The following is a 15,047-nucleotide window of genomic DNA, read 5'->3' as shown; positions in this document are numbered from 1 at the left end:
TCGAAGCCATAGGATCTGCGACGGACGTCAACGTGGAGTGGCCAGTGCATTGTGTCAATGCACAGAATGCGGATCCGGGCTAATCGTTGCTTTTCGGGTCAAAGGCGTCCCGCAATCCGTCCCCGAGGAAATTGAGCGCAAGCAGGCAGGCGGACATCAGACCGGCCGGGAAGGCCAGCAGCCACCACTTGCTGTCGAGCGGGTTGATGACCTGTGCGCCGTCCTTCAGTAGGGAACCCCAGCTCGCCGCTGGGTCATCGATGCCCAACCCGAGGAAGCTGAGAAAACTCTCGTCACGAATCACCGCCGGGATGGTGAGTGTGAGGTAGGTGAGGACGATGGTGCTGAGGTTTGGCCAGAGATGCTTCCAGAGGATGGCCCAGCCACTCTGCCCCATGGTGCGCGCCGCCGTGACGAAGGCCAGTTCCTTGAGCACCAGCACCTGCCCACGCACGATGCGCGCCATGGTGAGCCACTGGATGAAGCTTAGCGCGATGACCAGGATCATGATGCGCGAGTAGGGAATGAGATTGGCGCCGAACTTTTCCAGCCACTGCCAGTGCTTCTCCTGACCATAGAGGCGCATGCCATCCAGTGCGTCCTTGAAGTGACCGTCGAATGCGGAGATGAAAATCATCACGAACAAGAGGCTGGGCACTGAGTTCAGGATGTCCACCAGGCGCATCATGCCGCCGTCCACGCGGCCTCCGGCGTAGCCGCTGACCATGCCGTACACACCGCCAATGAGCAGGCTCACCAGTGCCGCGACCAGTCCCACCCCCATGCTGACCTGCGCCCCCATCAGCAGGCGGTAGAACAGGTCCTGCCCATTTACATCCGTGCCGAGGTAGTGGACATGTTGCTTGTCGGCGCTCTCGCTCATGGGCGGAGAGAATGAGGCATCGCTCGTGGTCTTGAGTGCATCGGGCAGAAAGAACGGGATGACAATCGCTGAGAGCGCCACGAACACGAGGAACCACAGCGACACCATGGCCACGCGATTGCGCTTCAGCACGTCCCATCCATTCGGTGGGGCGCCGGTCCAGCGATTGGCAGTGGAGGTCCCGTCAGCCATGAAGTTTGATGCGCTTGTCCAGGAATGTGTAGGTCACATCCACCGCGAAATTGAAGAACACCAGCAGCGCGGAATACACGATGACCGCGCCGCAGAGGAGGAAGGGATCTTGGTTCTGGATGCCATTCACGAACACCATGCCCACTCCTGAAATGTTGAACACGCTCTCCACTACGAACGACCCGGTGAGCACATATGCGGCCATGGGGCCGAGGTAGGTGACCACCGGCAGAATGGCCACCTTCAACGCGTGACGCAGCAGCGCTGTGCTGTCATCCAGCCCCTTCGCCTTCGCTGTGCGCATGTAGTTCTGCGACATCACGTCCAGGAGACTGTTCCGGGTGAGCCGTGCCACATACGCCAGGAACGGCAGGCCGAGGCAGATGGAGGGTAGCATCAACTGCTGCCACGTCCCAAAGCCCCCGATGGGCAACCATCCAAGCCACAACCCGAGCACGGCAATCATCAACGGCCCCGTGATGAACGTGGGAATACTGATGGCCCCCAGGGCGAAGAACATCGCGGACACGTCCACCCACGAATCCCGCCTCAGCGCCGCGATGAAGCCAAACGCCACACCGCCAATGGCAGCAATGAGGAAGGCGCACGCCCCGAGCGTGAGTGAATTCGGCAGCTTCTGCGCGAGGATTTCAGCGACCGTCAGATCCCCATACCGGATCGAGACATTCATGTCCCTTTCCAGCAACAACCGCTTTTGGTAACGCGCCAGCTGCCACCATTTGGGACCATCCAGCTCGTATTTCCTCTCCTTCTCCGCCTTGGCCGTAGCCGTCATCTTTTCCTTTTCGAACGGCCCACCCTTTTGCGCCGTGGTCAGCAGAAATGTCAGCGACACGACGAAATACAGCACCACCAGGCTGCTGAAGAATCGGCGCAGAATGAACGCGAGCATCGCGCGCTGATTGTGGCGGGGGTGTTACAGAAATCAACTGGGGATGGTGGGAGGTAGTGGGTGGCAGGGACGATTCTGGTTAACCGCAAAGGGGCAAAGAGGCAAAGGACGCAGAGGATTGAAAGGATTGGTGCAGGGTATGCAGCAGGGTCCAGCGAGGGTAGCGCCTCGATGCAGAGGAGGCAGAGACGCGCAGGGATCGCCCGTCGCAAGATGGGAGTCAATCGGTGACCTCGCCGTTCACCACCCTATGAATGTCGTTCTTAACGAGCTCTGAATTGAAATTGATGAGCAGTCCCAGGCGGCGATTGGCCAGTTTGAGATAGGTCCGCAACTGCGCTTTGTGGATGGGCTGAATTTTCTCAACCGCTTTAACCTCGATGAGAACGATGTCGTTGACTACGAGGTCCAGTCTGAGCGCGTCCTCCAGCACAATACCTTCATAAACGATTCGTTGCGGTTTTTGACGATGAACTTCGAAACCAACTTTCGCCAATTCATGCGTAAAGCACGTCTCATAGATGCTCTCCAGCAGCCCAGGCCCCAAAGTCCGATGCACTCTGATGGCGCACCCGATTGCCTTGGCAGCAATCTCATTCTCGTGTGGCGTTGGCTCTGACCTCATTCAGCAATCTGGCGATTTTAACCGTCGGTTCACCCAATTTCTTCGCTTCGTCCTTGTATCCCCAGCCTTGTTCTCGCTATGAACCACGGCACACCTCATGGCAACACTCGCTGTTGACGATCCCTACGCGTCTCTGCCTCCTCTGCATCGAGGCGCTACCCTCGCTGGACCCTGCTGCATACCCTGCACCAATCCTTTCAATCCTCTGCGTCCTTTGCCCCTCTGCCCCTTTGCGGTTAACCAGGATCTTCCCTGCGGTGCACCACCCGCACACCGCCTCTGCTGCTTCGCTCCTTTGCGTCCAACCTTTTGACCTACTCCACCTGCACCTCGGCCCAGTAGCCGAATTCCCAGGCCCAGCCGGTGGCGGCGCCTTCGAGTTGGAGGGTGACTTCCTGGCCGGCGAATTCGCTCAGGTCCGCGGTCACGGTCTTCCAGCGTTCGCCGTCGTGGTCGATGACCTGCTTCTTCACCTCTTTGCCGTTCACCTTCACGCGCAGTTCCCAATCGCCCTGGTCGTGAGCGGCGACGATGGCCGTCAACTTATGCGGCTTGCCGGTATCCAGCTTCATGGTGCTCTCCAGCACGGTGGGCTTGTTCTTGTCGAAGGGATGCATGAGCAGGACGTTCTTGCGTCCGTGGAAATCGGAGAGCTTCACGGGCGTGCGTTCGAACTCAGGAGCGCTCACCTTCCACTTGGGATTCCACAGAGAGACACTTTCCCAATCAGGCTTGTGCCAGTTGGTTCCGGTGGATTTCTTGGCCGCTTCGCCACCTTCCACACCCTTGCTGAGCAGTTCCTTTTTCTCCTTGGTCAGCGGACCTTCTTCCGGCGGAGCGAGCACATACCACATGAGATTACGGAATTGCTCATCCGGCAGCTGGCCGAAACCTGCAGGCATGAGACTCTGGTGGGTGTTCTCCAGCTTCGCGAGCTGATCACGCGGCACAATCTGCTCAGCACCACCCGCGGCAAGAAGCTTGATGTGCGACGGGGTGTCTTCCACCAGGCGACCAGCAAGCGTGCGACCATCCTTCGTGGAGGCGATCATGTTCTCATAGCCGTTGCCGATGATCTGATTCGGATCGATCACATTGGCGAGCAGCGCATCCAGATTGCTGCGGCCACTGCCGATGAGATCCGGGCCAACCTTCTGTCCACCACCATGGAAGGGATGGCAAATGGCGCAGGTGGCCTGGAACATGAGCTTGCCCTGTTCCAGATCCGGCGTGCCCGCGAGTGCCGCTTTCTTTTTCGCATCAATCAAGGTCTTCACATCCGCGGAGGATTCCTTCCACGCACCGAGCGCGCGGAAGGCATGGTCACGCACGGCCTTTTCACCATTGGTGGCGAGAGCACGACGCACCGGCACGGGGAACTCAGCGCCGCTGATCTTCTTCTCCTCGATCGCGGTGAGCATCAGCTTGGCCCAGTCCACACGTCCAGAGAGGGTTTCCAGCGCGGCAAGGCGGATGGAGAAGTCCTTGGATGCAGCCAATGTGATGAGCACGGGTGGGAAAGCATCACCACCGAGATCGCCGGCAGCGCGAATGCCCTCCACGCTGACCGTAGCGGGGAGTTTTTCGGTCAGGAGCTTTGCCAGTCCGGAGCGCACCGCATCCGTCTTCACGCGGCGCAGAGTCTTGATGGCCTGCAAACGCTCCGGCGTCGGCGTCGCTTCATTCACTGCCACGGCGATGAGGGCATTGGTCGCTTCCGAGTCGCCCCACAGAACCGCGAGTTGCTCCGCCGACTTGCGCACGTCGGCATTGTCGTTCTTACGCCAGGCGGCAAGTTGCTTGGTGGTGTCCTTCTTGGGTTTGATGACGCCCGATTCCTGCCCTTTCACAAGTCCATCAAGTGCATGCGCCAGCAGGCTGTCATGGGAGTGGATCTTTTCGCAGAAGGTAATGGCATGATTGAGATTCTCAGCATTCCGCGTGTCGCAAAGACGACGCATCGCTTTGAAGGTGATTGTACGGGACACAGGTTCAGAGTGGGGCGCGATCTCAGCAAACCACTGCATCCAGAAAGAAGGGTCCTTTGCCAGCACGGGCTCGAATGCCTGCCAGAGACCGAAGGCACTCACGGGATCATGACCCGCAGCGCCCACCGGAAACCGAAATAGCTCGGAATAGTCATCCGGCATCGTCTTCACGGACACATCGCTCTTTGCACCTACTGTCAGGTAAGTGCTCGCCATCTGTCTGAGGGCAATGGCTACCGAATGTCGCACCGTTGGATCCTCATCGACAGCCAGCCCTTCAAGTGCTGGCAAGTCTACCTTCTTGCCGGACTGGGAGACTCGCACAGCCATCTCTCCGACAGCCCGTGCCGCCCAGGCGCGCCGCGCAGGGTCCTTGGAAACGGCGAGAGCCTCCCACGCTTCCGCGCTCATAGCCTCCGCGGAAATAAGTGTCCATGCGGCCATCATGGCGCGGGACGAATCCTTGTCCTGGATCAAGGGGAGCAAAACCTTGTCTATGGGAGCTTTGGTCGTGACGCTCCACTCGCCTCGCCAGGCTTCCACCAGCATCCGCTTCGCAGTCCGGCTCATCCAATTGTTGGAATGACCCATCAGCTTCACCAAGTCTGCCGCCTCAAGCTTCTTCAAGTCCATTCCCTTCTCCTCACGACTGCCCGGCTCCGCCCCCTTCGTCACCACGCGCCACACACGCCCACGCGCGCGGTCCACGCCTTCGGGATTCGCCTTGGCATTCTGGTAGCAGGGATACTTGTCACACCAGTCCATGATCCAGAGGTTGCCGTCCGGGCCCGTCTGTGTGCTCACGGGACGGAACCAGCCGTCATTGGCGCGCAGGAAGTCGCGCACGGGCTCCGCTTTGAAGGTGGCACCCACCGGCGTGACCTTCTCCTCGTGGATGGCATTGTCATGGATGTTCCCGATGAACAAATGTCCATGCGTATCCTTCGGGTATACCCCACCCTGATAGATCTGGATACCCGCATAGGCCGCGCGGAAGTGCTTGTGCTTCACGATGCTGGGCAGCAGTTCATACGCATACGGATTCTCCGGCGCACCACCCTGCCGCACATAGATGCCCCCCGGCGCCATGTGGAAGAGGTGATCAATCACGCAGGCACTCACGAAGAAATTGCCATTCGCGTCGAAGTCACAGCCCCACGGATTGCTCGTGCCATCCGCGAAGACTTCGAACTCACCCGTGAGCGGTTTGCAGCGGCCGATACCAGCATCGAACTTGAAGCCCTTCTCCACGGGTTCGCCGGGGCGGCGCACCTTCGAATTGGTGAAGACGCCATGTGTCATGTAGAGCCAGCCATCCGGCCCCCAGGAGAAGCTGTTGATGAGCTCATGCGTATCCTCACGCCCAAAACCCGTGAGCACCACTCGCCACTCATCCGGCTTGTCATCGCCATCGTTGTCCTTGAAGTGGAGTAAATGCGGCTGCTGGCCGATGTACACGCCACCGTCGCCACAGATGATGCCACACGCCATGTCCAGTCCCTGGAGGAAGACGGTGCGCTTGTCCGCCACGCCGTCGTTGTCCGTGTCTTCGAGGATGAGCACGCGGTCACGCGGGATCTTGCCCTCTGCATCCTTTTGCTCCCCCTTGCAAAGATCGGGCACCGGACGGTAGTTGCTGTCGGTCGCAGCCTGGCCAAAAGGGCGCTTGTCCACCGGGAGCGGCGTGCCTTCCGGATATTCATAGAGCTCCACCACCCAAAGGCGGCCACGATGATCCCACGTCATGGCGACGGGATTCTGCACCATGGGTTCGTGCGCAAAGCAACGCACCTCGTAACCCTCGGGCACAGTCATCTTTTTGCGAGCCTCTTCCGGGCTGGGGCACTCACTTTGGGAGGGAGCACGGGCACCCTCAAGCTCCTTGGGCGCGGCGGAAAGCGAAAGGGGTGAGACAAAACTCAGCGCCAGAGCGACGGCTGAACACAGGTTAAGTGCGGAATTTGAAGACGGCCAACAAAAGGGGGACATGGCGTGCGAGGGGTGAATACCGGGTGGAAGCGGAAAAAGGCTACGGGAAACAGCCTTGCAACTGGCGGACAATCTTTGTAAGAAATCGGACATCGCCCCGGCACAATGTCATGCCGATGGCGAAATCCTTGCACATTGGTTCGCTTTCCTCCATGCTCTGCCCCCCATGCAGAAGAAGCAAGCCGTGAAAATCAACAAGCCGCCGATCCTCTTTGCGCAGACGCAAAAGATCATCACCAAGATCGAGAAGAAGCTCGACGGCGCGTTCATTGCCTACTGGAGCAGTGGCAACGGCAGCGTGTGCCATAATGACGTGGCGGCCTTCTTCGAAGTCCTCAAGGAAATCGGCCCGCAGAAGCGCCTCTATCTTTTCATCAAGTCCAACGGCGGCAACGGCCAGGCGGCCCTGCGCATTGTGAACCTCCTGCGCCAGCACAACGATCGCATCACGGCGCTCGTGCCTCTGGAGTGTGCCAGCGCCGCCACCATGATGGCCCTCGGTGCAGATGAGATCCACATGGGACCGCTGGCCTACCTGACCGCGGTGGATACCTCACTCACGCATGCCCTGTCTCCGGTCGACCGAAATAACTACGCGGTCTCGGTAAGCCAGGATGAGCTGAATCGTGTGCTCCGTCTCTGGCGCGAATCCGCCCAGGCAAATGACAGCAATCCGTACAAAAATCTGTACGAGCATGTGCATCCTCTCGTCTTCGGCGCGATCGACCGTGCCAGCTCCCTTTCCATCAAGATCTGCGAGGAAATCCTCAGCTACCACCTCAAGGATCCGAAGGAGCGCGAGCGCATCAGCAAGCACCTGAACTCCGCCTATCCCAGCCACGGCTATCCCATCATGCTGAAGGAGGCCCAGCGCGTCGGCTTGAAGGTGAAGGAGCTCGATACCGATCTCAACGACCTGCTCATCGACCTGAATGAACTGTACTCAGAGATGGGCCAGCAGGCGATCACAGACTACGACGAGCTCAACTACCACGACCACGAGATCCTGAACATCATTGAAGGTCGCGGCGCGGCGTTCAACTACCAGAACGACAAGGACTGGCACTACCGCAAGGAAGAGCGCCGCTGGGTGCCGCTCAATGATCAGAGCGCGTGGAACCGCATCAAGCTGCTCGCGGGCAAGATGGTCACGAAGCGCTTCCACATCCGCTAGCGCATGGCAAAGGAGGTACGGCTTGGGAACGGCGCATCCGGGCCTGAGGCGCGGCCCCATTTTCGCGCATCTGCTGCTCGCCTCCTGTGCGCCCTCTCCATGGCGGGCGTGTTGCTGGCTGGTTGCAAACCTGCCTCGCCACAGCCTGAGGCGACACTCACCGTCAACAGCGTCTCCATCACCCGCGAGGAAGTGGCTCGCGAGTTGCGCGGCCTCCTCTGGAGACGCAGCATGGTTTGGGAAAGTCTGGATGTCGCCGCTGAGGAAAAGCTGCGGCGCGAGGCCGTCGATGCGTTGGTGGAAAGGCGCCTCATAGCCGACTTCGCCGCCAGGGCTCCACACGCCACGGCCATCACACCGGCCGAGGCAGAAGCCGCTTTTCAGCAGTTCATCCGGCAATTCGAGCCTCCAGATCACTGGAAGCAGCGCATGGAACTGCAAGGCCTCACCGAGTTGCAACTTCGCGAGCGGCTCACGGCAGAGCTGGCCCAGACGCGGGCCATCGAGTCATGGCTGAAAAGCCAGCGCACCTCCTCCGTTTCGCAACTCGACGAGGCGGCCGCGCAGAAATGGTTCGCGGCCCATCGTGAATCCATGCGCTTGCCTGAGCGTGTGCGTGCCTCCCACATTTTCCTGACGGCGCACGATGTCGGGAAGCCGGATCGCACCGCCGAGATGGCAGCCATCCAGCAGCAGCTCACCGCGGGCGCAGCCACCCTCGCGCAACTCGCCGCCGCATTCTCCGACGATGAAAGGAGCAAGAAGGTGGGCGGTGATCTGGGATGGCTCTCCCGGGAGCGTGTCCCGGAGGACTTTGCCAAGGCGCTCTTTGCCCTGCCCGTCGGAAAGCCCAGTCCGGTCTTCCGTACGCAGCTGGGCTGGCACATCGCCCTGGTGCATGAGAAGAAGCCCGCACGCCCCCCCGAGTTCTCCGAGGTGAAGGCCGAGATCATGACCATGCTGGGAAACGAATGGCGCGTGAGCGCATTAGGCCGGCTTCGCGCAGAACTCCGCGCCGCAGCCACCATCCAAGAAGCCCCCGGCTTTGCGAAGGATCTGGCCCCTGCGCCTTGGGATGGCGTGGCGAAATGAGCGGCATCTCCCTTTGCGTGGAGCGCGGGCGCGCGTAGTTTGTCCGCATGTCTGGCAGCAAGAGTCTGACCGTGGGCGTGATTGGCCTGGGTATCATTGGCAGCCGCGTGGCGGAGTGTCTTCGCCGGGCGCGGCATGATGTGTTTGTGTGGAACCGCACGTCCCGGGCCGAGCCCAACTTCCTCTCCTCCCCGGCCGAGCTCGCAGAGGTGGCGCAGTACATCCAGATTTTTGTGCGGGATGGGGATGCGCTGGTGGAGGTGATGAAGGACATGCAGCCCGCGCTGAAGAAGACGCACGTCATCTGCGCACACGCCACCGTGAGCCCACTCGCCATGAATCAGGCGTACGCCATCGCGGATGAAGTTGGCGCGGGATTTCTTGATGCCCCATTCACCGGTAGCAAGGCAGCCGCGGAGAAGGGCGAGCTGGTCTACTACCTCTCCGGAAACGAGCGCGAGCAGGAGAAGGCCAAACCCTTCCTCGAAGCCAGCTCGAAAAAGATCCTGAACTTCGGGCTCAAGGTGGGCGACGCCACCGTGCTGAAGATCGCCACCAACCTGGTGAGCGCAAACATCGTGCAGGCCGTCGCCGAAGCCCTGGCCATCACGCAGGCCCAGGGCATCGCTGGAGCTCAACTGCTGGAGGCCTTCCAGAACAACGCGAACTGCTCGCCCCTGGTGACTATGAAGCTGCCCGCCATGATGAATGGCGCGTATGAGCCCCACTTCTCATTGAAGAACATGCTCAAGGACGGCCGCTACGCCCAGGAGCTCGCCAAGGAGAAGAACATCATCACCCCTGCACTCGCCGCCACCGTGGCCGCCATGGAACAGGCGGAGCGCGCGGGCAAAGGAGAGCAGGACTACTCTGTGGTCTTTGAGAACCTCCAGACCCCCACGGTGGCCGTGGGTGCCGTCTCCCGTCCCGAGTCGAAGCCCATTATCCTGAAGAAGCAGACGCGCATCACCCTCAAGGCCTCGACCTTCGAGATGGAAGGTGACAACGCAGAGGACGACGTGGAAGTAGAGGAACCCAAGCAGTCCGGGGCCAATGGAAGCTAGCCCAGAAAGCCCTGCTTCATGACACCGGAACTATACCAGCGCCTGGAATCCCAAGGCGGGGCCGCCGACCTCTCCGCCCGAGCGAAGTTCGCCCTCGCCGGTGCGGACCGCGTGCGTTACCTGAATGGCCAGGTCACGAATGAGGTCCGCGGTGCCTCGCCTGCCGCCGCCATCTATGCCTGCGTCACGAATGCGAAAGGCCGCATCGAAGGCGATGTCTTCATCCACGCCTCCGCAGATCCCGGCAGCCTGCTCCTGCTCGATGCGGAGGAAGGGCTAAGGGAACATCTGGGCGCACGGCTTGAGCGCTATATTGTGGCCGACGATGTCGAGCTTCGCGATGTGACGGAAGACTGGCGCCTCTGGCATTTCTTTGGTCCGGCGGCAGAAGCCGCCCGGCAATTGCCCCTTCCGACAGGCTCGGCCCGGCTGGATGTTACGCGCTTGGGTGCCGTGGGAGTGGATGTCTGGGTTCCCGCCTCCGGGGTAGGACTGGCACTTCCCCCGGATGTGCAGACCGTCGCTCCCGAAACATGGGAGGCCCTCCGCATCCTGAAGGGCGTTCCCCGCTGGCCGCAGGAAATCAACAATGACGCCTTTCCCCAAGAGGCCGGACTGGAGGGTCGCGCCATGAGCTTTACCAAGGGCTGCTACATCGGGCAGGAAATCCTCTCCCGCATCAAGCTCACGGGCAAAATGCCTCGCCGCCTCGTGCGTGTCGACTTCGGGGCTCTCCCCGCCGACACCCCCGCTCACGGAACCAATGCGGTTCCGTGGACCCTTTTTGACAGCTCTCAAGAGCCCCCAAAGGCGGTGGGTCAAATGACCAGCATCACCCACCATCCCGTGCTTGACCGTCCCGTGGGCCTTGCGTATGTGCGTCACGGATTGGAGGCAGGGGATTCGCTATTGATTGGCAGCGAAGAACCGCCTAGAATCTTTGCGAAGGTTGACATTTCCCCTACATGAACTGGAAAAACATCATGCTTGCTGCTCTCGGCCTTACCGCCGTCGGCTTGCTTTCTTCGTGCACTGGATTTGAAACGGCGAGCAGCGGAGAAGTCATCCGCAATCCTTCCGTGGATGACATGGACCGCCTGCATGACCAGTGGGGCATGCCCAGGCGCCAGGTGAAGCCGCGGTACCGTGCCGCAATGCCCGGCGACTACATGAACGAGTCTCCCAAGACGTCCGAGCCCGAGCCCGTACCGGTCAATCCCATTGCACCGACCCTTCAGGAGCCTGCTGCTGATCCGGTGCCCTCGCCGACTCCTGAAGTCCCCGCTCCGCCACCCACTCCCGCTCCTCCCATTCCGGACAACCTGCGCTAGTTTTTGGCACACCTCCCGCCTGAATACGCGAACCCACACGCCATCATCATGAAGTTCTCCCGTAGCTGCCTGACCCTTGCCGCCCTGTTTGCGGCGGTGTCGCTCCAAGTCCAAGCACAAACCCAGTCCGTCCCTGCTCCGAAAACTGACACGGGCTCTCCGAGAAGCACCGTTTCAGGTGCCAGCGATGTCGGCTCCAAGCCTGTTAGCGCTACCAAGAAAGACGCGGCTGCTGCCGCCAAGCCCACCAAGGAGCAACTCAATGAAGTGCACACCGTGGCCGTGATGGTCATCGAGTTCGGGGGTGAAGAGCATCAGGTCATGTTTGAGCTTCTGGGCAATGCCGCTCCCAAGACAGTACAGAACTTCGTCAGCAACGCGGAGAAGGGCATCTACACCGGCATGGCCTTCCATCGCTCTGTGGATGACTATCTCGTCCAGACCGGTGACCCGGTGAGCAAGGACGATGCTTCGCGTGACAACTGGGGACTCAGCCAGGAGTACACCATCCCGGGCGAGTTCAAGCTGCCCCACGTCACCGGTGCTGTGGCCATGGCGCGCCGTGGCGACAAGATGAATCCCAAGCGCCAGAGTGACGGCACCCAGTTCTACTTCGTGCTCGGAAACATGTCCGCTCTCAACGGCCAGTACACCGTCTTCGGCCAGGTCTATTCCGGCCTTGATGCCCTGAAGAAGCTCTCCCGCGTGGCGACCGATTCCAACGACTGCCCGCTGGAGCGCGTGGAAATCAAGAGCCTGAAGGTCATCGAGCAGAAGGGACCGCTCGTGAGCGTGAACAGCAAGGGCAAGAAGAGCATCATCAAGAGCGAAGCCGGCATGAATGGCTTTGAGAAATTCCTGTACCGCGTCTGGTAATCACCACCGCCATCTGACAATTCTTTTGCAAAGCGGGGCGCCCCACAAGGCGTCCCGTTGGTTTTTCAGGCACACATTCAAAAGTGTTTTTCCAGAGAGATTGAAACGTCCTGGTAGGTACATAGTGAACGCCTGCGTGGCCTGTGCGCTTTTTTTTGATTGCCTGATCCTTCCGCCCTCCACATCATGAGTGTCATGCATTCCGCGGAACGCGAGGCCATCTTGAAATCCCCGCTTCAGTGTCTCCTTCGCGGCGTGCCGTCCACCGGAGCCTCTCCCATGCTCCTCCTGCCGGCCATCTGATTTTTTTCTCAACACACCGCATGAGCCAAAATCGTTACGAAGTCCTTGGAAAAATCGCCGAAGGTGGCCTCGGCAGCGTCTACAAGGCGTATGACAGAAACCTTCGTCGCGAGGTCGCCCTGAAACGGGTGCGCGCAGATTCCCAGGAGGAGGCGGATCGCCAGGCGGATCAGTTGTTTGAGGAGGCCCGCACCATCTCAACACTGCAGCATCCACACATTGTCACCGTGTTCGACGTGGGCAAGGATGTGGAAGGCGCCTACATTGTGATGGAACTGCTCAAGGGGGAAACTCTTGAGGACATCATCCAGCGTGGCGCGCTCAATGATGGAGACTTCCGCGAGCTGGTCTCGCAATCCCTCGAAGGGATGATCGCCGCTCATGCGACCGGATTGATTCACCTCGACATCAAGCCGCAGAACTTCATGGTCATCTGGCTGCCGAGCGGCAAGTTCCAGATCAAGATCCTCGACTTCGGTCTCGCGAAGATTGCCCACCAACCGCACATCCAGGAAGTGGATGCGGATGGCTCCATCCTGGGAAGTATTTTCTTCATGGCTCCGGAGCAGTTCGAGCGCTCCCCGGTGGATGTACGCACGGACCTCTATTCACTGGGTTGCGTGTATTACTTCGCACTCACCCAGCAGTATCCTTTCCAGGGTGAGACCGCTCCGGAAGTGATGGCGAGCCACCTCTACCACAGCCGGGTGCCGCTGGAACAAATCCGTCCCGACCTGCCAAGGGCGCTGACTGCTTGGGTCGAGTGGCTCATGATGCGCGATCCGGATGCCCGCCCGGTCACAGCAAGCCAGGCCTTCGAGTGGTTCCAGGCCGGTCAGGTTCCAAATATGGAACCGGAGCAGCCCTTCACCGATGACGGCACCGTGGCCATGGCCACGCCCGAAGAGGAGGAATACATTGCCGAAGCGCTGCCGGAAGATCAGGGCGGCTATCCTCCGACCACACCGTCTCAAGGAGTCCCTCGCTATGTCCGGCCAGGCTCTTCCTCTGGCCCCCTCCGGCCTACGGCACCACGGCCCACACGGCCGGTGGCTCGCACTCCTTCCGGAGTGGTGGGCGCACGTCCGGCTCCCAGGCCGATGATACGTCCGGTAAATATCGCCGCCGCCATGGCTCCGGAGCACCTGCGTCACAAGGCTCCCCTGCCAAAGTGGCTCACACTCTGGACACCGGTGGGAATCGCGGCGCTGGTCGTCGCGTTCTTTGCCTTCCAGTTCGTCTCACGCGCCCGTGCCGAAAGCCGGTTCGAAGCACTGGCAAACATGGAGAAGCCTCAGGGCAACGTCAAAGACGTGAATCTTCTCCTCCAATTCCTGGAAGAGCCCGGCAACAGCCAAGTGGCGGGCGAAACGCTCAAAAAACTGGAAGGCAGCGACACCGTCAATACTCTCATCTCCCGCTACGTGCTGTCGGCGAAGTCCGACATCGCCCGGAAGAACCTCGCCGGAGCCATTGCGGCCCGCGGAATCAATGACGCTGCGGACCCGCTGCTGCGCCAGTTCCCCAAGGTGCAGGACCGCGAAACTCGCATCGCCATCTGGCAGGCCTTGGGCCGTGTCGCCAGCCCGGCGCATGTACCGGAGATGCTGACCAATCTGATCGCGGGTGATACCAATGAACTGAAAGCTGCCGAAAACGCGCTCGTGAACGCAGCCTCCCAAGATACCAATGCTGACAGCGCCAGCTCGCCCTTCCTCCAGGCGTACCGAAGCAACTCCGGCGCGGACGATGTGCGTGCCACCTACATCCGGGTGCTCTCGCGCCTCGGTGGCAAGGACTCTCTCAAGGACGTGACGGATGCATTGGAAAACAACAATCCCCAGATCCGCAATGCCGCCGCCATCGCCCTTGCAGATTGGCCGAATGCAGAGCCCATTCCTGCCCTGGAGGCTTTCATCCCCAAGGCGAAGGATCCCTACATCCGCAAGAATGCCGTCAACAGCCTCGGCAACCTCGCAGGCTTGTCCGGTGAAACTCCGCAGGAAGAAATTGCCAAGTCACTCATCGAGGCCCGCAACAACACCAAGGACGCAGGCGAAATGGCCTCCATCCTCAGTGCTTTGGAGCGCGTGGCCGCTCCGGAAGCGAGAGACTACCTCCTGCAACTACCCACTACCGAACCCCGCAGCAAGCCCCAGGCAGAGGCAGGGGTGAAGCGCATCAATGCGCTGCTGCTCAACACCGTGCCTGTAACCGGTGACACCACGACACTGCCCGTAGAGAAGGCCGTGCTCACTCCCGGCCCTCTGCTGGCCAAAGATGGCGTCATCTCCAACTGGTTCGGCATTGCCGATCAGGTGAGCTGGCTGGTGCAGGTCGAGCAACCGGGTGAGTATGAGGTCCAGCTCAGCCAGACGTACCCCGGGACGAAACCCGGCCACTACACCGTGACCTTCGGCAGCAAGCTTTTCCCCCGTCAGGTGGATATCTCGCCGACACCGAAGACGGTGACTTTGGGCAAGGCTCGCATTCCAAGTCCCGGACACTACCGCCTCTGGATCCGTCCCAAGCAGATTGCGCTGGGCGACCAGCTCATGCGCCTCGACAAGGTGGTGCTCACGAAGACGGGGAGCTAGGGCAACCAACTCCAGTTGGA

General features: G+C 60.4%; 11 protein-coding genes. 7 read left to right on the top strand and 4 right to left on the bottom strand.

Annotated features, from left to right (window positions below; genetic code table 11):
• Positions 1-79: 79 nt before the first annotated feature.
• From DES53_RS00445 to DES53_RS00430, 4 genes are all read right to left on the bottom strand, one after another.
• Positions 80-1,075, bottom strand: coding sequence for an ABC transporter permease (locus DES53_RS00445; RefSeq protein WP_113956240.1), 996 nt, complete (start codon positions 1,073-1,075; stop codon positions 80-82).
• Entirely contained in the window at positions 1,068-1,988 is a 921-nt protein-coding gene (locus tag DES53_RS00440) for an ABC transporter permease (protein WP_113956239.1), read from the bottom strand. Before DES53_RS00440 ends, DES53_RS00445 begins: the two co-directional genes overlap by 8 nt.
• Positions 1,989-2,208: 220 nt before the next feature.
• A complete protein-coding gene (locus DES53_RS00435; protein ID WP_113956238.1) occupies positions 2,209-2,613 on the bottom strand; it encodes a GxxExxY protein in 405 nt (134 codons plus the stop codon).
• 314 nt (positions 2,614-2,927) lie between these two features.
• Entirely contained in the window at positions 2,928-6,590 is a 3,663-nt protein-coding gene (locus DES53_RS00430; protein ID WP_425468366.1) for a PVC-type heme-binding CxxCH protein, read from the bottom strand.
• A gap of 166 nt (positions 6,591-6,756) precedes the next feature.
• Here DES53_RS00430 and DES53_RS00425 point away from each other — a divergent pair, with 166 nt between their 5' ends.
• The 7 genes from DES53_RS00425 to DES53_RS00400 all read left to right on the top strand — a co-directional run bounded on the left by DES53_RS00425 (position 6,757) and on the right by DES53_RS00400 (position 15,027).
• Positions 6,757-7,764 carry an ATP-dependent Clp protease proteolytic subunit gene (locus DES53_RS00425; protein WP_113956236.1) on the top strand — a complete coding sequence of 336 codons (1,008 nt, stop codon included), beginning with the start codon at positions 6,757-6,759 and terminating at the stop codon, positions 7,762-7,764.
• Between the two features lie 99 nt (positions 7,765-7,863).
• Positions 7,864-8,856: a peptidylprolyl isomerase gene (locus tag DES53_RS00420; protein ID WP_170156751.1), complete on the top strand. Its 993-nt coding sequence runs from the start codon at positions 7,864-7,866 to the stop codon at positions 8,854-8,856.
• A gap of 47 nt (positions 8,857-8,903) precedes the next feature.
• Positions 8,904-9,920, top strand: coding sequence for an NAD(P)-dependent oxidoreductase (locus DES53_RS00415; protein WP_113956234.1), 1,017 nt, complete (start codon positions 8,904-8,906; stop codon positions 9,918-9,920).
• Positions 9,921-9,938: 18 nt separating this feature from the next.
• On the top strand, positions 9,939-10,889 hold the full coding sequence (ygfZ, locus tag DES53_RS00410) for a CAF17-like 4Fe-4S cluster assembly/insertion protein YgfZ (RefSeq protein ID WP_113956233.1): 951 nt from the start codon (positions 9,939-9,941) through the stop codon (positions 10,887-10,889).
• Positions 10,886-11,251, top strand: coding sequence for a hypothetical protein (locus DES53_RS32340; RefSeq protein ID WP_147263106.1), 366 nt, complete (start codon positions 10,886-10,888; stop codon positions 11,249-11,251). The genes ygfZ and DES53_RS32340 overlap by 4 nt, the downstream gene beginning before the upstream one ends.
• Before the next feature lie 48 nt (positions 11,252-11,299).
• Positions 11,300-12,127 (top strand): peptidylprolyl isomerase, encoded by an 828-nt coding sequence (locus DES53_RS00405; RefSeq protein ID WP_113956232.1) that lies wholly within the window; start codon positions 11,300-11,302, stop codon positions 12,125-12,127.
• A gap of 323 nt (positions 12,128-12,450) precedes the next feature.
• Positions 12,451-15,027 carry a protein kinase domain-containing protein gene (locus tag DES53_RS00400; RefSeq protein WP_113956231.1) on the top strand — a complete coding sequence of 859 codons (2,577 nt, stop codon included), beginning with the start codon at positions 12,451-12,453 and terminating at the stop codon, positions 15,025-15,027.
• Positions 15,028-15,047 lie beyond the last annotated feature (20 nt).

Origin of the sequence: Roseimicrobium gellanilyticum (assembly GCF_003315205.1) — a bacterium.
Lineage (GTDB): Bacteria > Verrucomicrobiota > Verrucomicrobiia > Verrucomicrobiales > Verrucomicrobiaceae > Roseimicrobium > Roseimicrobium gellanilyticum.
The sequence above is the reverse complement of the archived record's forward strand: the minus strand, read 5'-3'. Positions and strand labels throughout refer to the sequence as shown.